The organism is Aeromonas sp. 95A (assembly GCF_051919235.1).
In the GTDB taxonomy this organism is placed as follows: domain Bacteria; phylum Pseudomonadota; class Gammaproteobacteria; order Enterobacterales; family Aeromonadaceae; genus Aeromonas; species Aeromonas veronii.
Map to the genome: position 1 here is coordinate 2,169,750 of NZ_JBQBFC010000001.1, position 21,501 is coordinate 2,191,250.

At 58.7% G+C, this 21,501-nt stretch carries 20 protein-coding genes; 9 read left to right on the plus strand and 11 right to left on the minus strand.

What is annotated here, in order from left to right; all coding sequences use genetic code 11:
• Nucleotides 1-219 precede the first annotated feature (219 nt).
• The 3 genes from ACTG2U_RS09660 to ACTG2U_RS09670 all read left to right on the plus strand — a co-directional run bounded on the left by ACTG2U_RS09660 (nucleotide 220) and on the right by ACTG2U_RS09670 (nucleotide 3,018).
• On the plus strand, nucleotides 220-1,443 hold the full coding sequence (locus ACTG2U_RS09660; protein WP_439974405.1) for an Nramp family divalent metal transporter: 1,224 nt from the start codon (nucleotides 220-222) through the stop codon (nucleotides 1,441-1,443).
• A 111-nt stretch (nucleotides 1,444-1,554) separates the two neighbouring features.
• Nucleotides 1,555-2,412 carry a hypothetical protein gene (locus ACTG2U_RS09665; protein WP_201953772.1) on the plus strand — a complete coding sequence of 286 codons (858 nt, stop codon included), beginning with the start codon at nucleotides 1,555-1,557 and terminating at the stop codon, nucleotides 2,410-2,412.
• A gap of 162 nt (nucleotides 2,413-2,574) precedes the next feature.
• Nucleotides 2,575-3,018: a PACE efflux transporter gene (locus tag ACTG2U_RS09670; RefSeq protein ID WP_005358045.1), complete on the plus strand. Its 444-nt coding sequence runs from the start codon at nucleotides 2,575-2,577 to the stop codon at nucleotides 3,016-3,018.
• 127 nt (nucleotides 3,019-3,145) lie between these two features.
• Here ACTG2U_RS09670 and hupA read toward each other — a convergent pair whose 3' ends face one another.
• The gene (hupA, locus tag ACTG2U_RS09675; RefSeq protein ID WP_005340484.1) at nucleotides 3,146-3,418 is read right to left on the minus strand and encodes a nucleoid-associated protein HU-alpha; all 273 of its coding nucleotides are present in this window, start codon (nucleotides 3,416-3,418) and stop codon (nucleotides 3,146-3,148) included.
• Nucleotides 3,419-3,755: 337 nt separating this feature from the next.
• On the opposite strand from hupA, the gene ACTG2U_RS09680 reads away from it, so the two are divergent.
• Complete coding sequence (locus ACTG2U_RS09680; protein ID WP_005348975.1) at nucleotides 3,756-4,238, plus strand: Rsd/AlgQ family anti-sigma factor; 483 nt, start codon at nucleotides 3,756-3,758, stop codon at nucleotides 4,236-4,238.
• A 100-nt stretch (nucleotides 4,239-4,338) separates the two neighbouring features.
• Nucleotides 4,339-4,719 carry a PilZ domain-containing protein gene (locus ACTG2U_RS09685; protein WP_005340482.1) on the plus strand — a complete coding sequence of 127 codons (381 nt, stop codon included), beginning with the start codon at nucleotides 4,339-4,341 and terminating at the stop codon, nucleotides 4,717-4,719.
• Nucleotides 4,720-4,800: 81 nt separating this feature from the next.
• Here ACTG2U_RS09685 and radA read toward each other — a convergent pair whose 3' ends face one another.
• Nucleotides 4,801-6,168, minus strand: coding sequence for a DNA repair protein RadA (radA, locus tag ACTG2U_RS09690; protein WP_005340481.1), 1,368 nt, complete (start codon nucleotides 6,166-6,168; stop codon nucleotides 4,801-4,803).
• A gap of 100 nt (nucleotides 6,169-6,268) precedes the next feature.
• Here radA and ACTG2U_RS09695 point away from each other — a divergent pair, with 100 nt between their 5' ends.
• On the plus strand, nucleotides 6,269-8,647 hold the full coding sequence (locus ACTG2U_RS09695; RefSeq protein ID WP_439974406.1) for a PilZ domain-containing protein: 2,379 nt from the start codon (nucleotides 6,269-6,271) through the stop codon (nucleotides 8,645-8,647).
• Between the two features lie 54 nt (nucleotides 8,648-8,701).
• Here the strand turns inward: ACTG2U_RS09695 and ACTG2U_RS09700 are convergent, their stop codons facing one another.
• Together ACTG2U_RS09700 and serB are read right to left on the minus strand one after the other, a co-directional pair.
• Nucleotides 8,702-9,607, minus strand: coding sequence for an alpha/beta hydrolase family protein (locus ACTG2U_RS09700; protein WP_429011816.1), 906 nt, complete (start codon nucleotides 9,605-9,607; stop codon nucleotides 8,702-8,704).
• A gap of 28 nt (nucleotides 9,608-9,635) precedes the next feature.
• Nucleotides 9,636-10,646: a phosphoserine phosphatase SerB gene (gene serB / locus ACTG2U_RS09705; RefSeq protein ID WP_439974407.1), complete on the minus strand. Its 1,011-nt coding sequence runs from the start codon at nucleotides 10,644-10,646 to the stop codon at nucleotides 9,636-9,638.
• A 119-nt stretch (nucleotides 10,647-10,765) separates the two neighbouring features.
• Here serB and ACTG2U_RS09710 point away from each other — a divergent pair, with 119 nt between their 5' ends.
• Both ACTG2U_RS09710 and ACTG2U_RS09715 read left to right on the plus strand, forming a co-directional pair.
• Nucleotides 10,766-11,377 carry an AhpA/YtjB family protein gene (locus ACTG2U_RS09710; protein WP_139472980.1) on the plus strand — a complete coding sequence of 204 codons (612 nt, stop codon included), beginning with the start codon at nucleotides 10,766-10,768 and terminating at the stop codon, nucleotides 11,375-11,377.
• 65 nt (nucleotides 11,378-11,442) lie between these two features.
• Nucleotides 11,443-13,308: a diguanylate cyclase domain-containing protein gene (locus ACTG2U_RS09715; protein WP_439974408.1), complete on the plus strand. Its 1,866-nt coding sequence runs from the start codon at nucleotides 11,443-11,445 to the stop codon at nucleotides 13,306-13,308.
• 61 nt (nucleotides 13,309-13,369) lie between these two features.
• On the opposite strand, the gene deoD is transcribed toward ACTG2U_RS09715, so the two are convergent.
• The 7 genes from deoD to ACTG2U_RS09750 form a co-directional block, all read right to left on the minus strand.
• A complete protein-coding gene (deoD, locus tag ACTG2U_RS09720) occupies nucleotides 13,370-14,086 on the minus strand; it encodes a purine-nucleoside phosphorylase (RefSeq protein ID WP_005340471.1) in 717 nt (238 codons plus the stop codon).
• Between the two features lie 76 nt (nucleotides 14,087-14,162).
• Nucleotides 14,163-15,371, minus strand: coding sequence for a phosphopentomutase (locus ACTG2U_RS09725; protein WP_439974409.1), 1,209 nt, complete (start codon nucleotides 15,369-15,371; stop codon nucleotides 14,163-14,165).
• A 14-nt stretch (nucleotides 15,372-15,385) separates the two neighbouring features.
• Nucleotides 15,386-16,717 carry a thymidine phosphorylase gene (deoA, locus tag ACTG2U_RS09730; RefSeq protein ID WP_439974410.1) on the minus strand — a complete coding sequence of 444 codons (1,332 nt, stop codon included), beginning with the start codon at nucleotides 16,715-16,717 and terminating at the stop codon, nucleotides 15,386-15,388.
• A gap of 109 nt (nucleotides 16,718-16,826) precedes the next feature.
• Nucleotides 16,827-17,600 (minus strand): deoxyribose-phosphate aldolase, encoded by a 774-nt coding sequence (gene deoC, locus ACTG2U_RS09735; protein ID WP_439974412.1) that lies wholly within the window; start codon nucleotides 17,598-17,600, stop codon nucleotides 16,827-16,829.
• Nucleotides 17,601-18,024: 424 nt separating this feature from the next.
• Nucleotides 18,025-18,195, minus strand: coding sequence for a XapX domain-containing protein (locus tag ACTG2U_RS09740; protein WP_005340467.1), 171 nt, complete (start codon nucleotides 18,193-18,195; stop codon nucleotides 18,025-18,027).
• A gap of 125 nt (nucleotides 18,196-18,320) precedes the next feature.
• Nucleotides 18,321-19,595, minus strand: a complete 1,275-nt coding sequence (locus tag ACTG2U_RS09745) for a NupC/NupG family nucleoside CNT transporter (RefSeq protein ID WP_005340466.1) — start codon at nucleotides 19,593-19,595, stop codon at nucleotides 18,321-18,323.
• A gap of 222 nt (nucleotides 19,596-19,817) precedes the next feature.
• Nucleotides 19,818-20,591, minus strand: coding sequence for a TatD family hydrolase (locus ACTG2U_RS09750; RefSeq protein ID WP_429011813.1), 774 nt, complete (start codon nucleotides 20,589-20,591; stop codon nucleotides 19,818-19,820).
• A gap of 41 nt (nucleotides 20,592-20,632) precedes the next feature.
• Here ACTG2U_RS09750 and ACTG2U_RS09755 point away from each other — a divergent pair, with 41 nt between their 5' ends.
• Nucleotides 20,633-21,271 (plus strand): type II secretion system protein, encoded by a 639-nt coding sequence (locus ACTG2U_RS09755; protein ID WP_201958703.1) that lies wholly within the window; start codon nucleotides 20,633-20,635, stop codon nucleotides 21,269-21,271.
• Nucleotides 21,272-21,501 lie beyond the last annotated feature (230 nt).

Genomic DNA, 21,501 nt, shown 5'->3' on the forward strand with positions numbered 1-21,501 from the left:
AATTCAGCCTCCGCCCAGGTGCAGCCAGACCTCGGAGGCAAGGAACATAAAGGTGTTTAGTCGCTGCTTTTCTAGGGCGGCGTATTGTACGAAATCACATCCCTCACTGCAACTGACCGCCTTAAATGTTTTTCCCGATGGAAATCATCAGAAACAACAATTGATAATGATTATCACTTAGATCTATTCTCTCTCCATATCCTTATGGAGGGTGATGCCATGCAACCCGCACTGACGACTACGATTCCAGCCCGCAAATTCAAACTGACCCTGCTCGGGCCTGCCTTTATCGCCGCCATCGGCTATATCGACCCGGGCAACTTCGCCACCAATATTCAGGCGGGCTCTACCTTTGGCTACCAACTGCTCTGGGTGGTGGTATGGGCCAACCTGATGGCCATGCTGGTGCAAACACTCTCGGCCAAACTCGGTATCGTCACCGGCAAGAATCTGGCGGAGCACATCCGCGACCGACTGCCAAAACCGGCGGTCTGGGCCTACTGGGTGCAGGCAGAGATCATCGCCATGGCCACCGATCTCGCCGAATTTATCGGCGCCGCAGTCGGCTTCAAGCTGCTGCTTGGCGTGACCTTGCTTGAAGGGGCCTGCATCACCGCCGTGGTGACCTGGGGGATCCTGATGTTGCAATCCCGTGGCCAGAAACCGCTGGAGTTCGTGGTCGGCGGCCTGCTGTTGTTTGTCGCGGCGGCCTACATCGTCGAGCTGATCTTCTCCCGCCCCCATCTGCCCAGCCTGCTGGAGGGCGCCCTCTTCCCCGGTTTGCCCAACAGCGATGCCGTCTATCTGGCCGCCGGTGTGCTCGGTGCTACCGTGATGCCCCACGTTATCTACCTGCACTCGGCACTGACCCAGCACACGCAGGATCAGGGTTCAGTCAGCCAGCGGCTGCACACCACCCGGGTCGATGTGGCGATTGCCATGACCATCGCCGGCTTCGTCAATCTGGCGATGATGGCGATGGCGGCCGCTGCGTTCCACAGCTCGGGCCACCAACAGGTGGCCGAGCTGGAATCCACCTACCAGACCCTCACTCCACTGCTGGGTCAGGCGGCAGCCACTCTGTTTGGCCTCTCGCTGGTTGCCTCCGGTATCAGCTCTACCGTGGTGGGCACCCTGGCCGGGCAAGTGGTGATGCAGGGCTTTGTCCGCTTTACCATCCCGCTCTGGCTGCGTCGCGCCATCACCATGGCTCCCGCCTTCGTGGTGATCGCCATGGGGCTCAACACCACCGAAATTCTGGTGTTGAGTCAGGTGATCCTGAGCTTTGGCATCGCGCTGGCCCTGATCCCGCTGTTGATGCTGACCGGCGATCGGGCACTGATGGGGCAACATCGTAACCATCCGGTCACACAAGCCATCGGCCGCCTTATCGTTGCGCTGGTGATCGGGCTCAACGCCTATCTGCTGGTCGCCATGATCTAGCGAACCGTAAAACCGAGAAGAGAGGCTCATTAACTCTGGTTAATGAGCCTCTTCGCACTTTGGCGTATGCTGCCGCTTTCTCTTCTCATTTATCGTTGCGGGAGCCTTGCCATGGAACATACCCGAGCCAGCTTCGTACTGGGCCATCATCAAGAGCAGGCCTGCGTGGTCTGCTGCCAGCGCGGTGACACCACGCTGCTGGTCACCGACCTCACCCCCTTTCATCCCCAGAGCCACCTCTGGCCCGATCAGCCGGGGGATGTGGGCCATGCTCGCTGGGAAGGGGGCGAAGCCACCATTGGCCCTTGCCGAATGGGGGCCATTAGCCCGGATGGCGAGCTGTTCGTCGATACTGCCATTCCGGTCAAGCGGGGCGCAGAGGGGTGGCGTTTCGTGGTGGTCCACCCGCTGACCGGTGACCATGAGCTGGCCGTTGGCAGCCAGGTCGAATTGCAAGTAGATAGCGCCGCCCGCCACGCCCTGAGTCTGGGCCATAGCGGCTGCCATCTGGCGGCACTAGCCCTCAACCGGGTACTCATCCCCTACTGGCGCAAGGAGGTAAGCGAGCGTGATGCACTGGGCCAGTCCGACTTCGACCGTCTGGCTATTCAAAGCTCTCGGGTCGAGCCTTGTGGATCGCGAGAGCAGTACCGCATCGGCAAGAGCCTGCGCAAGAAAGGGGTCAACAGCGAGGCGCTGCTGGCAGATCTGGCGCTGATTGAAGAGAAGGTCAACCAGCAACTGGCCGACTGGATCGCAGCCGGAGGCGAGATCCGCCGTAGCCGCGCTGGCGAGGCGATCATCGATTCCCGTTACTGGCACTGCATGCTGGAAGGCCAGGAGGTGACCATTCCCTGTGGTGGCACCCATGTTGCCTCGCTCGCCGAGTTGGGAGAGGTCAAGGTAGAGCTCACCCAAGTGGAAGAGGGCTTTGCCATGCTGACCCGGGTCACGCCAACCGGCGCCTGAGTCGCAGACTTGACCACTCAGGGCTAACGCCCAAGTTGGCAATACAGACGTATCGCAAAGAGGGGGCATCATCATGCCCCTCAACGCCAGTCACGACGGGCCGATGCTTCTCTTTTAACCACTCCCTGATTAGAATGCGCCTCCCACAGGAGGCATATCCCCATGAGTAGTACTCAACTTCGCACCACCCCTGATCGACTTCGTTATCTGGTTCTCTACGAAGGCATCGGGCTGGCACTGGTCGCACCGCTGATCAGCCAGCTGTTCGGTCAGGGCGTCGCCGAGGTCGGTTCGCTGGCCATCTTCTTCTCCATCGTCGCCACTGCCTGGACCTACGGCTGGAACCTGTTGTTCGACAAGGGGTTGCTCAAACTGTGCGGGCGCACCAACAAACGACCACTGGACCGCTTCCTGCACGCGTTTGGCTATGAGGCGAGCTTTATGATGCTCTCCCTCCCCTGCGTCATGTTCTGGCTCGATTTGGGAGTGTGGGACGCCCTGATGCTGGATCTCGGCTTCGTCGCCTTCTACCTCGTCTACATCATGGTCTTTACCTGGGCCTATGAGCGGATCTGGCCGCTGCCATCCAACCCGCAAACGGCATAAGGCCTCAGCCGCAACGAGGCTGACAGAAGGAAAAGTCAGGAAGGACTAATAGGAAGGATGGGAGAATCCCATAAAAACAATGCCAGTCAGCAAGCTGACTGGCATTGGACAAAACAGACTTTCGGACTTACTTGACGGCGTCTTTCAGAGCCTTGCCAGCCACGAATGAAGGCACGTTGGCAGCAGCAATCTGGATCTCTTTACCAGTTTGCGGGTTACGACCGGTGCGGCCTGCGCGGTGGGTGACCTTGAAGGTGCCAAAACCGACCAGTTGCACAGCATCGCCTTCTTTCAAGCTCTGGGTAATACCATTGATGATCTCTTCCAGAGCCACTTTGGCCTGAGCTTTGCTCAGATCTGCTTTGGCGGCAATCGCATCGACAAGTTGAGCTTTGTTCATAACATTTCCTTTATGATCGGGCATTTAGCGCTGGGTCACTCTATGCAAAAAAAAACGCACAGGCAAAGCCTTTATCGAGCCGAACGCGTCAAACGCTGGGGTTTTCATCAAGATCTGCGGAAATAGTCACATTCCACACGCGAAAAACCGTGGGCAGGCCTGAAACCTGCTAGCACGCAGACACAATCCGCTGACTATTTCTTCGCCACTTAACATTATCCCCCCATGGCTATTGACGCTTGACCAGATTTTCCCTAGTTATAGTTTGTGTCACTGCTCAAACGGCTCGGAATACCGAACAATCGGCCAGCCTTTGCCCCACGGAGGGATAGGGATTATGTTGACGAAACTGGAACAGACCAAGCAGGCGCTGGCAGGCAAGCATAAGGCTATCGACGACTGGCTGGATGCAAGGCAAGCGTTGCTGGTTGGATACATGCAGCTGGCAGGCCTCACTCCGGCGCGGACCAAGCAACGCAGCCTGCCCAAAACAGAAGAGCTGCATCAGTTTTGCGACCGGCTGGTCGACTATGTCAGTGCAGGCCATTTCGAGATCTACCACCACGTCGTCACCGCCTTCGAGCAAGCCAGCGGCGAAACACTGGAGCTGGCCAAGCGCATCTATCCCCATATTCGTAACAGCACGGAATTCGCCCTCGAGTTCAACGACAAATACAGTGATGCCGACGAGGCCCAATTGCTGCTACTGGATGATGATCTCAACGAGTTGGGTCCGGTTCTGGAAGAGCGGTTCAAACAGGAAGATCGCCTGGTCAAGGCGCTTCATGTGGTGGAATCCTTGAGTACCCAGCAAGCCTGAATGCCATTTTCGGAGCAAGTTCAAGATACTGGCAACCAAGGTGGATTACACTCAGAGCAATGACCCTAGCGTCCACACTTATTGCATACAGGAGATGAGCATGTCTGAGCGCCGCCGTTTTGCACGGATCCTCTACTTGACCATGGCAGAACTCACCCAGGGGGAACAGAAGTGGCAGACCCAGCTTGTCGACGTCTCCTTGCAGGGGGCCCTGCTGATCCGCCCCGACGACTGGGAGAGCCGTGACAACAAGGAGTACCAGCTCAGCTTTATCCTGAGCGGTAGCGATATCGAGATCAAAATGCAGGTCGAGCTGACCCACGAAGCCAGCAAGAAGCTGGGTTTCTACTGCCACCACATCGATATCGACAGTGCCACCCATCTCAAGCGGATGATCGAGCTTAACGTCGGCGACGAAGAGCTGCTCCACCGCGAGCTGGAACAACTGCTGAGCGAGCATCTGGAACACAGCCAGCCCTAATGGCAGGTGCCAGCCCATAAAAAAGAGCGCCGAGGCGCTCTTTTTTCGTTGTGCGGTTGTCTCGATTGCAATGCTGAGGGATTACAGCGCCTCGAGTGCCTCAGACAGCTTCTTGACCGGCACCACTTCCATCCCTTCGATGGGATGCTTGGGGGCATTGGCGTGCGGCACGATTGCACGACGAAAACCGTGTTTGGCCGCCTCCTGCAACCGCTCCTGACCGGACGGCACCGGGCGAATTTCACCAGAAAGACCCACTTCACCGAACACCACCAGATCCTTGGGCAGCGCCTGATCCCGGAAGCTGGAGACCATCGCCAGCAGCAGCGCCAGATCCGCACTGGTCTCCTCGACCTTGACCCCGCCAACCACGTTGATGAAGACATCCTGATCCGCCATCTGCAACCCGCCGTGACGGTGCAGCACCGCCAGCAACATGGCGAGCCTGTTGTGATCCATCCCCACCGCCACCCTGCGCGGGTTGGAGAGCTGGGAGTAGTCCACCAGCGCCTGCAGCTCCACCAGCAGCGGCCGGGTGCCCTCCCAGATAACCATGACGATGGAACCGGGCGCCTGCTCCTGCCCTCGGCTGAGGAAGATAGCGGAGGGGTTACTCACCTCGCGCATCCCCTGCTCGGTCATGGCAAAAACCCCCAGCTCGTTGACCGCGCCGAAGCGGTTCTTGTGGGAGCGCAGAGTCCGAAAACGGGAGTCATGACCGCCATCGAGCAGCACAGAGCAGTCGATGCAGTGTTCCAGCACCTTGGGGCCCGCCAGACTGCCATCCTTGGTCACATGGCCCACCATGAAGATGGCCACATGATTCTGCTTGGCATAGCGGGTCAGCAGCGCCGCCGCTTCGCGCACCTGCGAGACAGAACCGGGGGACGATTGCACATCCGCCACATGCATAACCTGAATGGAGTCGATCACCATGATTTGCGGCTGCTCCTGCTGGGCAATCAGGCAGATCTGCTCGACGCTGGTCTCGGAGAGCATCCGCAGCTTGTCGGTGGGCAGCCCAAGGCGGTTGGCCCGCATCGCCACCTGCTGGAGCGACTCCTCGCCGGTGACATAGAGGGTTTTCATCCGCTCAGCGAGACCACACATGGTCTGCAGCAGCAGGGTCGACTTGCCCGCCCCCGGGTTGCCGCCGATCAGAATGGCCGAGCCGGGCACCACACCGCCACCAAGCACCCGATCCAGCTCCTTGAAACCTGAGGTAAAACGGGGAATTTCGGTAGTGGCGATCTCTGCCAGTGTCTGTACCTGACTGCCGACCGCGCCAGCATAACCGGTGTAACGGGCACTCTTGCCAGCGGGGCTCACCGAGCCGAGGCGCACCTCGGTGATGGTATTCCACTCCTTGCACTCGCTGCATTGACCTTGCCAGCGTGTGAAGTCGGCACCACATTCGGAACAAACATAAGCAGTTTTATTTTTGGCCATTGATAACTCGGGGACAGGATGAATTCCTGCTTGATATACTTGTTTGCGACCGACAGATCAAACCCAGAATCGGAAAAGTGACTTTCCGTGGCAGGAACAAATGGATTCAGAACACCAGCAACATCTGATTGAACAACTCGTCCCCTTGCTGCGGGAGAAAGATTTCGAGGAGATCTTCAACCGCATGACTCAGGAGGAAAACAGCAACAGCCGTTTTCTGATCAAGATGGAGCTCAAGCGCAAGTGCTCCCCCTGCCGCAGGGTCATCGATATGCGCGATGAGCTGGAGGATGAGTGCCTGGTGCATGAGTTTGACGGCATCACTCACTTCATGCCCGCCGATGCGATTGCCCTGTTCCAGTCCCAGTGCTATCTCTACCGCGATATCTATACCCTCGGTGTCTACGAGGCGCTGCAACAGTGGCAAAAACAGCACCACAACGCCCGCGTGGATGGTCAGCTGTCGCCACCGGCCAGCCCCTTCCGGCAATATGATGTCAATACCATTGCCTTTGCCAGCTACTATGGCCGCCGCCAGGAGCGGATGCACTTCAGCTCGCCGGTGCTGATCAAGTTTCAGGATGGTGAGAAGCTGTTCGCCAAGAGTTCCGATCTCTCGCTGGGTGGCATGCGGGTCTCGGTTCCCTATCTGCCGAACTATCACACCGGCGCCCAGGTGGAGGTCTTCTTTACCGGACTGGAGCGGGACACCCCTAATCCAGTGCTGCACCAGCCGGTCGGCTATCAGATCCTTGGCGAAGAGAGTAAAGAGGGGAAATACTGGCTGCGGCTGGTACGCTCCGGCGAACAGCCAGCCTTTGATGCCTTCCTCAGCGACTTTATCGATGCCAACAAGATCCGCTATCGGGTCAGCGTCGACTATCTGCTCTCCGCCGCCATCATCAAGGGGTATGAGCAGTTCTATCTGCCACGGATGACCGGTATGCCGCTCTTCTTCGGCACTGGCGACAGCCCCAATCTCGAGATTGCCCTGCGTACCGAGAACAACCAACACCTGCTGGAGTATTGGCGCGATGAGAAAAACCGCGATGCCCTGGCGGGGCTTTTCAGCGCGGAGCGGATGAAACGGCTCTGCCCAGCCCCCGGCACCACCACCGAGACCATCATCTACTGCTTTACCCACACGGTGCGCAGCCACATCTACTTCTTCTCCGCCACCGCCGAGGAGCTGCGCCAGAGTGGCCTCACCGCCCTCTTCTTCCAGGTGGGCTCACGCCGGCCCAGCTGGCGTGTCTACAAGTTCACGCTGGAGGCATGCGATCTGGTCGAGGCGGATGTGGGGCAACTGCAGGGGCAGGACAACCCGCAGTTGCAAGATATCTTGCTGCTCGAGCGGCTCAAACAGGTCGGCTACTGCGGTCTGCTGCAGGAGATCGGCCTGGAGTCCCAGCGGGAAGAGTTCCATCAGGAAGGCGTCAGCAACAACGCCAACGAGCTGCAACGCTTTGGTCACGAGCAGGGGGTTGCCCCGTTCGAGATCGAGACCCTGCACTATGTTCAGCTGCGCAAGGAGTCGCGCTACATCCACAAGACCGCGGTCGCCATCCATCACAACGGCAAATCCTGGATCGGCTGGACCCGCGACATCTCGACTCACGGCCTGCAAATCGAGCTGGAAGATGCCTTTATCGGCGAGAAAAACGATGTGGTGACCATCGCCCTGCCCCGCTTGCAGGAGCTTTCCAAGAGCATAGATCTGCAGCGCCTCTCCTACCGGCTGGTCAGCCTCAACATGACCCGCACCGTGCTGCACCTCTGCATCGAAGGGGATTCGGATCGCCATACCGGCCGCCAGTTCTTCAGCCTGCTGATCGAGAGCAACCAGAACAAGCTCAAGGCGGCGCAGGAGCAGCGCCGCTATCGTGGGCTGGCGCGGGCACTGCGCAACATCTATACCCACCACCTGTTCAACTCGCCGGTCTACGTCAACAAGCTGAAAGGCGCGCCCAAACCGGCCTCCATCGGCAAATCCCTGCAACCACGCAGTCTGCAGCGGCTGCTGCAAGCCTGTGCCGAGCTGCCGGAGCAGGAGAACCTCTACCCGCTGTTTCAGGGGGAGCTGCTCAAGGAGCTGCTGATGAACCCGCTGCGTGCCATCGAGCGGGAGGACAAACCGAGAGAGGACGAGGTCTATATCGCCAGCATCCAGACCAAGGCCGGCCTGCCCATCTTCAGCAGCCGGCTGGCCAGCAGCTTTGCCAACGTCAAAGAGAAGCGTCAGTTCATCGAGCTGGCGCAGCAACAGGGGGAGTTCTACTCGGTGCTGGTCGGTATCTCCCGTACCGGACGGCCCGACACCAACTTCATCGCCAACGAGCTGGACTACATCGCCAAGTTCGCCATCCACAAGGCACGCAAGCTGGAAGAGGAGCTCTGGAGCGTGGTGGGGGTGGGCGAACTGACCGATACCACCCAGGCCACCCTGTTCCGCTTTGGCATCACGCCGCCGCTGAACTGATGATCCGGAAACAGACAAAAATGAAACAGGGCGCTCGAGGCGCCCTGTTTTTTGTCATGCCGCCTGCGGGTTGAGCAGCCAGTCGAGGATCTGGGGGAAGTGATCCTCCTGCGCCTGCGGGGCGGTCAGCATATTGATGTGGTCATAATCGAGGCGGTTGCCGTTGTCCCGCCCCAATCGGGTGTGACGAGTTGCCGAACCCATCTCGTCGCTGAAGCGGCGCACATCGGTCGGGTGACCCAGCACCTTGTCCGATTTGGCCGAGATCATCCAGAGCGGTGGCCAGTTGACCCGTGCCGCCGCCTCGTCATAGGCAAAACCGTCGTGAGGATCCTGCCAGGGGCCGCACTTGACCCAGGGGATGGTCTCCTGCAGATAGCGCAGCGGCTCGTCGTCAGCACCGATCTTCAGAGTGCGAGCCGCCAGAAAACCACGGCGGCGAGCCAGCCAGGGGGCCAGCCGATTCCAGATCAGATCCACCTTCAGCCAGCGCTCGGGATTGTGCACCGACACACCGCGCTTGGTGCCAAAAAACAGCAGGCTGGCCACCTGATCAGCCAGCTCGGGGAAGCGCACCAGGGTCGAGGCCATGATGACACCGCCCCAGGAGTGGGCCACCCAATGCACTTTGAAGCCATGATGGCGCTCGGCAATCCAGCGCTGCAGGGCGGGCAGATCCTCGGTGATCAGCTCATGCTGACCGTGCTCTGCCTGCTCGGCGATGGCAGGAGTGCTGAGCCCCCGCCCCCGCAAATCAGCCACATAGACCTGATAGCCGTGACGGGCCAGAAAGCAGGCCAGCCCCTTGCCCGATTCGGTATAGAAGATCCGCCCGTTCTCGATGGCGCCATGCACCATCAGGATCGGCTCTCCATGCACGGCGACCCGGGGTTTGATGTGGCGCACATGCAATTGATGGCCACCACAGGGGATAAACAGAGACTGCTGCAACAATTCCATTTTTATTGGTTTCCTCCTTGAAACACTGTCAGCGCTTGTCCCAACGTTGCTCGCTGCAGGCCCGCGCCGCCAGCAGGCAAATCACCCCCTCCAGATCGTGATGATTGAGGGTGGCCGCCGCCTGCGCCCGCACCAGTGGTTTGGCGTGAATGGCGATGCCAAGGCCAGCGACCCCCATCATCTTGAGATCGTTGGCACCATCGCCGATGGCCACGGTCTGGGCAGCAGCAATGCCGTACTCCTGAGCAAGCTGCTGCAACACCTCTGCCTTGACGCTGGCATCGACGATGCGCCCGCTCACCTTGCCCGTCAGTTGCTCCCCTTCCACCGCCAGCTCGTTGGCGAAGATGGCATCGAGCCCCAGATCGCGCTGCAACTGGCCAGCAAAACGGGTAAAACCGCCGGAGGCGATGGCCACCTTCCAACCCGCCCCTTTGAGGGTATCGACCATCAGCTGCAATCCCGGCATCCAGGGCATCCATACCGCCACCTCGTCGAGAATGGTGACCGGCGCGCCTGCCAGCAGGGCCACCCGATTGCGCAGGCTGTCGGAAAACTCCAGCTTGCCCTGCATCGCCGCGGCCGTCACTGCCGCCACCTGCTCGCCAACCCCGGCAAGTCGGGCAATCTCGTCTATACACTCGATGCGGATCGCGGTGGAATCCATATCCATCACCAGCAGGCCGGGCTCGTTCAGGGTCGGCAGGGCGGGCAGATGGCAGAGATCGATCTCCCACTCACCGCACTTGAGCTCGGCCACCAGCTCGGCAGAAAATCTATCGCAGCCAAGCAGTAGCAACGGCACGCCCGCCACCTCGGTGGGAGGATAGAGGGTGGCCGCCAACTTCTGTGCAGCCAACAGTGGCGACAGACGCGCCAGATGGGAGGCGCCCAGCCCCTTGCCAAACAGCACCAACCAGCCGCCAGCCTGCGGAGTCTCTGTCGGTTGCAACGCATCTACGTTGAGCTGCCAACAAGGTGAGCCGGACAACAACGCGGGCCAATCGGATAACAGAGGGGGGAGCCGGGACAACAACATAAGAGGTACGCCTTCCTTGGTGATCAGGGGGTTAACAATGCTGGCCCAGAGTAGCGTATTGCTTTTTGTACAGGCAAGCGCCAAGATCCCGCCACTCCTTGTTACCAGAGGTCTCACGCTTGCAGCGTCATCTTCCCATTAAACGTGTTCTCAGCCTGGGTGCCGGTATCCTGCTCGGATGCTGGGTGCTCGGTGTACTCATTCATATGCAGGGTGAAAGCCAGGCCTCGCTGCACAGCGAAGCGCGCAACCGGGCACAGGCGCTGGTCGCCTATGCCGCCCGCGATATGAAACGCTGGATCAAGGAGGAGAAGAGCAGCGAGCTGGAGCGGCTGGCGCGGGATCTGGCGGCGGAGCCGGAGATCCTCGATGCCACCCTCTACGACGGACGCGGCATTCCCCTCGCCCAATCGGAGCAGGCGGTGCCGCTGGAGAGCCTGCTGCCCATCGGCAGCGATAACAAGTCACTGCCGGAGCAGGGCAAAGGACGGATCCAGTTCGTGCAGGAGATCCGGGATGGCGAGCAGACCATCGGCTTCCTGCGCATCACCCTGGAAGAGCAGCAGATGCTGGCAGACAAGGACACCCGGCTCAAGGTGGTGCAGGAGAAACAGCGGCTGATGCTGCTGGTCGCCCTGCTGGCCGGGGTGCTCATCTCCTACGGCGTGCGCCGCAACTACATGCGGGTGCGCAAGCACAAGAAAAAGAGCAAACCGGCCGATCAGCCTTAGACCGGAGCCACTCCCCCCTGCCACCTTGTATACTCATGAGAGTGTATAACCAGTAGGAGAGCTGCATGATTGCCCCCACTTTGCCCGTGGATGAAGAGAGTCGATTGGCGCGACTGCGGGTCCTCGGGCTGCTCGATCGCGACCCCATTGACCATCTGGATCGCCTGACCCGCCTCATCAGCCGCCATTTCAATCTGCCCGTGACGCTGGTCTCACTCACTGATGTGGATCGCCAGTGGTTTCTGGCCCGCACCGGCATCGCCCTGTGCGAGATTGGTCGGGATATCTCCTTCTGCGGTCACGCTATTTTGCAGCCCGACATCATGCAAGTGCCCGATGCCCGACTCGACCCCCGCTTTGCCGACAACCCGCTGGTGATCGGACCACCCCACGTGGTCTTCTATGCAGGGCGCCCCCTACGGGCACTGGATGGGGTGGTGCTCGGCACCCTCTGCTTGGTGGATAACAAGCCGCGTCAGCTTGACGAGAAAGAATGGCAGGATCTCAATGATTTCGGCCTGTTGGTGGAGAACACCCTGCACGATCTCGAGCGGCGCCATCAGGTGCGCAGCCTCAGCAATGTGCTGGAAGATCAGGAGCATCTCTTTACCCAGACCTTTAACCAGTCGGCGGTGGGCATGGCGCTCTCCTCACTGGAAGGGGTATGGCTTAAAGCCAATACGGGTCTGCAACAGCTGCTCGGTTATCGCGAACCCGAGATGCTGGGGTGCACTTGGCAGACCATGACCCATCCCGAGGATCTGCCACGGGAACTGCCGCTGTATCAAGAACTGCTCGATGGTCAGCGCCAACATTACCTGCTGGAGAAGCGGATGTTGCGCGCCGATGGTACCCTCTGCTGGGTACAGCTGAGCGTGACACTCTGTAAAAGCCGCACTGCTGCACCACATCTGATCGCGGTGTTTGCCGACCTCACGGAGCGCAAGGTGGCCGAAGATAAGTTGATGCAGTTGCAGTTGGGACTAGCGATGCAAGTGAGGGATCGCACCCGCGAGCTGTCGGCCACCGTCGAGCAACTGCACATTGCAATGGCCGAGGTCGAGCGAAACCGAGCCCGGCTACGTGCCATCACCGATGGCCTGCCGGTCACCATCAGCATGCTCTCGCCAGAGGGGCGCTACCTGTTTGCCAATCAGGCTTACTGCCGCTACTTCGGGCTCGATCCAGAACGCATGCTGGAGATGAGCGCACGAGATGTGATCGGTGAAGCCGCCTACGCCAATGCCATGACCTATCTGGCCCGGGCACAGGCGGGGGAGCAGGTAAGCTTCGAATACCGCTTCGAGCTGCCCATCGGCCCACGCGATCTCAAGATCACGATGATCCCGAGTGTCGGTGACGAGCCCGGGGTCTATATCTTGGGTGCCGATATCACCCATTTCAAGGCACTGCAGAGCCAGCTTGAACATGACGCCAGCCACGACCCGCTCACCACCCTGCCCAACCGACGAGCGTTCACCCTACGTCTGACCCGCGAGTTGGAGCGTGTACACCATGACGGGGAGGCGCTCGGCCTGCTGTTTCTCGATCTGGATGGTTTCAAGGAGATCAACGACCAGCTGGGACACCATGTGGGGGATGCCCTGCTGCACTGCTTCGCCAGCGTGCTCTGTGCTGAAGTGCGTCCCGGCGACATGGTGGCCCGTCTCGCAGGCGACGAGTTCACCATCATATTGCCCGCCTTACGCTACCCGGAGCAGGAGCTGCCAGCCCTTTGCCAACGGCTGCTGGACGCCATGGCCAAACCGTGGAATGTGGCCGGCCACCAGTTGCCGCTTGCTGGCAGCATTGGCGGCGCGATCTGTCGTCATGGTCAACACTGCAACATAGACGAACTGTTACACCGGGGGGATGCCGCTATGTATCGGGCCAAAATGGCGGGTAAGGGGCGCTTCGCCCTTGACCTCTGATTCCAGCCTCAGAAATGCAAAACGGCGGCCAGAAGGCCGCCGTTTCTTATTCGCGAAGGAATTACTTGTCGCCCAGCAGGACGGAATCCAGTGCGATTTCGATCATGTCGTTGAAGGTCAGCTGACGCTCTTCAGAGGTGGTCTGCTCACCGGTACGGATATGGTCGGAGACGGTGCAGATGGTCAGTGCCTTGGCACCGTACTCTGCGGCCACGCCGTAGATACCGGCGGCTTCCATCTCGACACCCAGGATGCCGTATTTTTCCATGACGTCGAACATGGAGGGGTCCGGGGTGTAGAACAGGTCGGCGGAGAAGATGTTACCGACGCGCACGGCAACGCCCTTGTTCTTGGCGGCCTGCACGGCATTGGCAACCAGGTCGAAGTCGGCGATGGCAGCGAAGTCGTGATCCTTGAAGCGCAGACGGTTTACTTTGGAATCGGTGCAGGCACCCATACCGATCACCACGTCACGCAGTTTCACGTCTTCACGCACAGCGCCACAGGAGCCCACGCGGATCAGGGTCTTCACACCGTAATCGGTGATCAGCTCTTTTGCGTAGATGGAGCAGGACGGGATACCCATGCCGTGACCCATGACGGAGATACGACGGCCCTTGTAGGTACCGGTGAAACCGAACATGTTGCGCACGTCGCAGATCTGCTCGACGTTCTCCAGGAAAGTTTCAGCGATGTACTTGGCACGCAGGGGGTCGCCCGGCATCAGCACGGTATCAGCAAAGGCGCCATCTTTCGCATTGATATGAGGAGTTGCCATTCTCTTGATTCCTTCACACTAGGTTGAGTTTTATTGTTTTATAAATTGCCCGCCGCCGAAGTGGCGGGCGGGTAAATTACAGGAAGCTGGTACCGTATGCCAGTTTCGGCAGGCCGTGGTAAGCCGCGATGCTCTGGCCGATATCGGCAAAGGTCTCGCGACGACCGACGGAGCCGGCCTTGACCGGCTTGCCGAAGAACAGCACCGGAATGTATTCGCGGGTGTGGTCGGTGCCACCCCAGGTCGGGTCGCAGCCGTGGTCGGCAGTCAGCACCACCACGTCGCCATCTTGCAGCAGCTCAAACAGCTCCGGCAGGCGGGAATCGAAATACTCCAGCGCACCGGCATAACCGGCAACATCACGGCGGTGGCCGTAGGAGGAGTCGAAGTCCACAAAGTTGGTGAAGACGATGGTGTTGTCACCGGCCGCTTTCACCTCTTCCAGCGTGCGATCCCACAGCTCGGTCAGACCGGTCCCTTTCACCTGCTTGGTGATGCCCTGTTGGGCATAGATGTCGGCAATCTTGCCGATGGAGACCACCTGACCGCCCGCATCTTTCATGTAATCCAGCACGGTCGGCGCCGGCGGCAGCACTGAGTAGTCGTGACGGTTGCCGGTGCGCTTGAAGTTGCCCTTGCCTGCACCTACGAACGGACGCGCAATCACGCGGCCGATGTTGTAGGGCTCCAGCAGCTCGCGCACTATGTGGCACAGCTCATAGAGCTTCTCGAGGCCGTAGGTCTCTTCGTGGCAGGCAATCTGGAACACGGAGTCGGCAGAGGTGTAGAGGATCGGCTTGCCGGTGCGCATGTGCTCTTCGCCCAGATCGTCCAGCACCTGGGTACCGGAAGCGTGGCAGTTGCCCAGATAGCCCGGCAGACCAGCCTTCTCGACGATGGCGTCCAGCAGCTCCTGCGGGAAGCTGTTGTGGTGATCCTTGAAGTAGCCCCACTCGAACAGCACGGGCACGCCGGCGATCTCCCAGTGACCGGACGGGGTATCCTTGCCGGAGGAGAGCTCCTGAGCAAAGCCGTAGGCACCGACCACCTCGATATCTTTTTTCAGCCCTTCCGGGAAGTAGCCGGAAGCCTGCTCGCAAGCGTGGCCCAGGCCCAGCTTGTTGAGGTTGGGTAGATTGAGGGCGCCACGGCCTTCAATTTCACCTGCCGCACACGCCTTGGCGATATGGCCAAGGGTGTTGGCACCCACATCTCCGAACTTGTCGGCGTCGGCAGCAGCGCCAATACCGAAAGAGTCCATCATCAGAATAAAGGTACGTTTCATGGGTCTTCCCCTTGTTACAAATCGGCCAGGGTGATACGGCGGTACACTTCAGGCAGTGCCTCCGGCCGCTCGCCACCAATCCGGACAGCCGCCTGCACCATGCTGGCAGCCTGAGCATATTGCTCTTCAGTCTGAGCGTGGATCATCGCGATCGGCTTGTCAGCATCGACGCTTTGACCCAGGCGGATAAAGTCGGTCAGACCGACCGCATAATCAAGTTTGTCACCGGCAGCGCGCCGACCACCGCCCATGGCGACCACAGCCAGACCCAGTTCGCGGGTATCCATGGCGGTCACAAAACCGCTGTTGGCCGCGAAGACCGGGCGCTCGATGGCAGCCTTGGGCAGGTAAGCGTCATAACGCTCCATAAAATCGGCCGGGCCACCGAGACCTGTCACCATGCGACCGAAGATCTCGGCAGCCTTGCCGTTATCCAGCACCGCCTGCAGCTTGGTGCGGGCATCGCGCTCGTCGCTGGCCAAGCCTGCAGAGATAAGCATCTCGGCGCACAGCGCCATGGTCACTTCGTGGATGCGCGGGTTACGGTATTCACCGGTCAGGTAGCGCACAGCTTCACGTACTTCCACCGCGTTACCGGCGCTGGAGGCCAGCACCTGGTTCATATCGGTCAAGAGCGCAGAGGTGCGGCAACCGGCACCGTTGGCCACGGCCACAATGCTCTTGGCCAGCTCTTCGGAGGCTTTAAAAGTCGGCATAAAGGCGCCGGAGCCCACTTTCACATCCATCACCAGCGCTTCGAGCCCGGAGGCGAGCTTCTTGGAGAGGATGGAGCCGGTGATCATCGCGATGGATTCAACGGTGGCGGTGATGTCACGTACTGCATAGATACGCTTGTCAGCGGGGGCAAGATCGCCGGTCTGGCCGATGATGGCGACACCCGCCTCTTTCACCACTTTCAGGAAACGGTCGTTGTCGACCGAGGTCTGGTAGCCGGGAATGGCATCCAGTTTGTCGAGGGTGCCGCCAGTGTGGCCCAGGCCACGACCGGAGATCATCGGCACGAAACCGCCACAGGCAGCGACCATCGGGCCAAGCATCAGAGAGACCACATCACCCACACCGCCGGTGGAGTGTTTGTCGACAATCGGGCCACCCAGATTGAGGTGATCCCAGGTCAGCACCATGCCGGAGTCGCGCATGGCGCAGGTCAGGGCGACCCGCTCATCCATGGTCATGTCTTTGAAGTAGACCGCCATCGCCAGCGCGGCAATCTGCCCCTCGCCGATGGTGTTGTTGGTAATGCCCTGAACGAAGAATTGAATTTCTTGGGTACTGAGCGCTTCACCGTTGCGCTTCTTGCGAATAATTTCTTGAGGCAAAAACATCTTTCATTCCCTCCGCCATTGCTGGCGTTACACAAGCCTGAATCCTTGCCCGCACACCGCATGGTGGGGGCTAACAGGGCGGACAGCCGTCCGCCCTCTCATCAACCTATTAGTAACCGCTGGTGTTGGCTGGCTTGTCGCCATGCCCCAGAGTGGCCAGCAGACTGGCCAGCAGGCTGGATGCACCAAAGCGGAAGGTTCGGGCGGATACCCAGTCGTTGCCGAGGATCTCTTCGGCCATGGCCAGATACTGACCGGCAACGGCGGCATCTTTCACGCCACCAGCAGGCTTGAAGCCGACTTTCGGATTCTTGGCCTTGATCACTTCCATCATGATGCGTGCCGCTTCCGGGGTCGCATTGACCGGCACCTTGCCGGTGGAGGTCTTGATGAAGTCGGCACCGGCATCGATACAGATTTCGGAAGCGCGACGGATCAGCGCCTCTTCTTTCAGCTCGCCGGTTTCGATGATCACTTTCAGCAGCACGTTGGCACCGCAGGTCTCTTTACAGGCTTTGACCAGATCAAAACCGATCTGTTCATTGCCAGCCATGAAGGCGCGATACGGGAACACCACGTCCACTTCGTCAGCACCGTAGGCGACAGCGGCACGGGTTTCGGCCACGGCGATCTCGATGTCGTCGTTGCCGTGGGGGAAGTTGGTCACGGTCGCAATGCGTACGTCGGCAGCGCCGATCTCACGCAGAGTCTTGCGAGCGATAGGGATAAAACGGGGGTAGATGCAGACGGCGGCGGTCAGGCCAGCCGGTGACTTGGCCTTATGGCACAGGTCGATCACCTTCTGATCGGTGTCGTCATCGTTCAGGGTGGTCAGGTCCATCAGGTTCAGGGCGCGCTGAGCGGCCACTTTCAGATCAGTCATTCTGTTCTCCAAAGTCTCGATTTAATCCAGATAACCGGGCACCACCATACCATCCAGCAATGGATGCACAGGCAGTAATCCCCAGCTATACGGGAATGGAATTACAGTGCGAAGGCACCGGCACTATCGGGATGCTATTCAAAACACCCTGCAGGCACTGCGACTGTAAATAAGGCAAGAGCCCTGTCACTTTCTTACAAAAGTGCGGACTTGGTTCCATGAAGACTTGAGAAAGGCCGACAACATCTGACCCGACTTCCCAATCAATTCCATTTGACCGCCAACACCCGATTTCATCGAGTATTAGTCATTGCCAGCACCCTGCTGGCAACGCCTATTTCAGCCGAGATACCCCCTGTTTGCAAGCCGGATTTGCCAATTTCAGAGGTACCTCACATCTGGCAAATCCAGGTCTAAAAAAGCCTTACGAAAAGAAACGAGTCAGGATCCAGGAGTAGGCCAATCCCCCCAGATAGACCCCGACGATCCCCATTACCCCGGACAAAACGGGAGGCGCCGGGATCGGCAATTTGAGGAAAGAAAACAACAAACCAACTATAAAGCCGGCCACCATCGCCAGTAGCACTTCATTCATATAACCTCCGATTTGACTCATTTTATTATTAGTTTAGATAGGAAAACGGTTGTCACCGCTCCATACGCGAACGCCACGGCAGATGCCGTGGCGTTCGTGTTTATACCCTGTCAGTCAGGCGGCGATTACATGCCGGACAGTGCCAGGAAGAAGCCTGCGATAGTGGCAGACATCAGGTTGGACAGAGAGCCAGCGAGTACGGCTTTCAGACCAAAGCGTGCAATGGTGCCGCGGCGGTTCGGCGCCATGGACCCCAGACCACCCAGCAGGATGGCAACAGAGGAGAGGTTGGCAAAACCACACAGCGCGAAGGAGATGATCGCCTTGGTGTGATCGGACATGGCCACACCGTTGATCAGCACTTCGTCTTTCAGGTACGGAGCGAAGTTCAGGTAAGCCACGAACTCGTTCACTACCAGCTTCTGACCGATGAAGGAACCGGCAACCACTGCTTCATTCCAAGGCACACCGATCAGGAAGGCCAGCGGGGAGAAGATCCAGCCCAGCAGCAGTTCCAGAGAGAGTTGCGGATAACCGAACCAGCCACCCACACCGGAGAAGATGCCGTTGATCATGGCGATCAGACCGATGAAGGCCAGCAGCATGGCGCCGACGTTCAGGGCCAGTTGCATACCGGCAGAAGCGCCAGCAGCAGCAGCGTCAATGACGTTGGCAGGCTTGTCATCCAGCTCGGCATCGGCAGAGCTTTCGTCGTAGTTCGGGGTCTCGGTTTCGGGAACCAGCAGCTTGGCGAACAGCAGACCACCCGGTGCAGCCATGAAGGAGGCAGCAATCAGGTACTCCATCTTCACGCCCATGGAGGCGTAACCGGCCAGTACGGAACCGGCAACGGAAGCCAGACCACCACACATGACGGCGAACAGCTCGGAGTCAGTCATCTTGGCGATGTAAGGACGAACCACCAGCGGCGCTTCTGTCTGACCGACGAAGATGTTGGCAGTTGCAGAGAGGGATTCGGTGCGGGAAGTACCCAGTACTTTCTGCAGGCCGCCGCCCAGCAACTTGATGACCATCTGCATGATGCCCAGGTAGTAGAGCACTGCAATCAGGGAAGAGAAGAAGATGATGACCGGCAGAACACGGAAGGCAAAGACAAAGCCGCCGCCACCGAACACTTCAAACATCTTGTTGCTGACCAGACCGCCAAACAGGAAGTCGATCCCGTTCTGGCCGTAGCTGATCACGCTGGATACCGCGTCGGACACGCCGACCAGGATATCGCGACCAACCGGAACATAGAGAACAAACGCCCCCAGACCGGCTTGAATTGCGAACGCACCGACAACGGTACGGACGTTGATTGCCTTGCGATTGCTGGAGAACAGCACCGCGATAAGGACGAGCGTCGCCATCCCTACCAGACCCATGAACAAATTCATTATTATCTTCCTCTAGTAGCACCTGGCTTGTTAGCGAGTTGTTATTAAACCCAACTAATCAAGGGGAGCGCATTATACTAATTAAAGTCTGATAAAATAGAATGCTGGTCACATTTTATCGTTATCAAAATGTCCAAGTGTCACAAAATTAGACAGCAAACGATTTTTACGCTCATTTTTTTTCCTGATAACTAAATCAGGTGTTGCGAATTTGTTTCATGGCTATTGGTCGTGATGGAAAATATGCCGGGCAGTTTCAAATAACACCTTGGCAACATCTGCCGATGATTCATCCCGCAATGTCATCAATATTTCCGCTATTTGCGGCAGCGCTTCCGGGGTATTCCGGGTGCCTTGCTCACCTTGTAAGGGCATATCGGGCGAATCGGTTTCCAGCACCAGGGCCTCGAGCGGCATGGCCCGAAATACCTCTCGCGTCTTGTTCGCCCGTTCAAAACTGATCACCCCGCCCACCCCGAGTCGAAAGCCCAGTTGCCAGAAAGCCTCCGCCTGCTGCAACGAACCGCTGAAAGCATGGATCACCCCGCCACGAGGCGGCTTGAAACGGCGCAACAGCTTGGCCACAGTGTCATTGGCACGCACCGAGTGGATCATCAGGGGAAGCCCGACATCGGCAGCCAGCCGGATCTGAGCCTCAAACAGCGCAAGCTGCCCCTCCTGAGGCACGTGAGAACGGAGGTCCAGCCCACACTCGCCTATGGCCACCAGCCCGACAGGCTGGCTCATCACCAGCGTTCGCAGCCGCTCCATCACCCCCTCACGCTGTTCACCGGCATACCAGGGATGAACGCCCAGACCATAAAAGAGGCCGTCATGTTGCTCTGCCAGTGCCATCACACGAGTCCAGTTATCTTCTGCGATGGCAGGAATGATATACTCCGTCACCCCCAATGCCCGACAACGGGCCAGCAGCGCCTCCCTGTCCTGGTCGAACACCGGAAAGTCGAGATGGCAATGGGTATCTATCAGCTGCATATCACTCACACCTGTTTGCGGTATTTAATGGGTCATTGAACATGATGAACAACAGAAACAACGGCTTTACCCTGATTGAACTGGTGCTGGTGATCATAGTGCTGGGGATCCTGGCCGTCACCGCCCTGCCCCGCTTTATCAATATCAAGGATGATGCCCTGAAAAGCACGGTCTCGGCGACCGCAGGCAGCTTTGCCAGTGCAGTTCAGCTGGCTCATGCTGGGTGGGCGGTGAAAATGCAGGGACAAGCAATCGCGCTCTACAATCTGAGCAGCTTTGGTAAAGGCAAATTGGATATCAATCGCTATGGTTGGCCGGTGGGTTCCGAAGAAGATTACAACAAACCGGTAGACACCCCTTATCAGCCTGGCTCTGGTAACCATATATCGGTTAGCAACCCGTCAGACTGTAAACTGCTCTTGACCGATCTGCTTGATGGCGGCCAAACCGCTGCCCGCATAGACCCTACTGACGTTGTTATTCCAGACGGTGTTGATTACCTATCCACCATAATTACGACAGGCTATGCAGACGAAGATGAGCCCAATATAAATCACAACAACTGCCGCTATATCCTGCGCGACTCAATTGGCCGCTTCCAGACCAGCTCGGATTATCGAAATGGCCTCGGCTTCGAGTACAACAGCGTTACCGGTGCCGTGACCCGCAATTTTGATTGAGCTCAGCCTCTTCTGCGCAAGCTCGCTCTTTGCTTGAATCATCATCATAACGAACCGGCGTGCAGCAGCGCCGGTTCTCCTGCGTGAGCCCCCACTCCTCGCACCACGCGTCGTAACGGGCCAGCCAACGCAGCAATACCCCTTTCATCGTCACACCTCCACCAACAGGTTCAGGTCAAAAACCATCCTAATCAGAGTCGGCAAGGGGAGCAAGTCATCCCCATAACCGC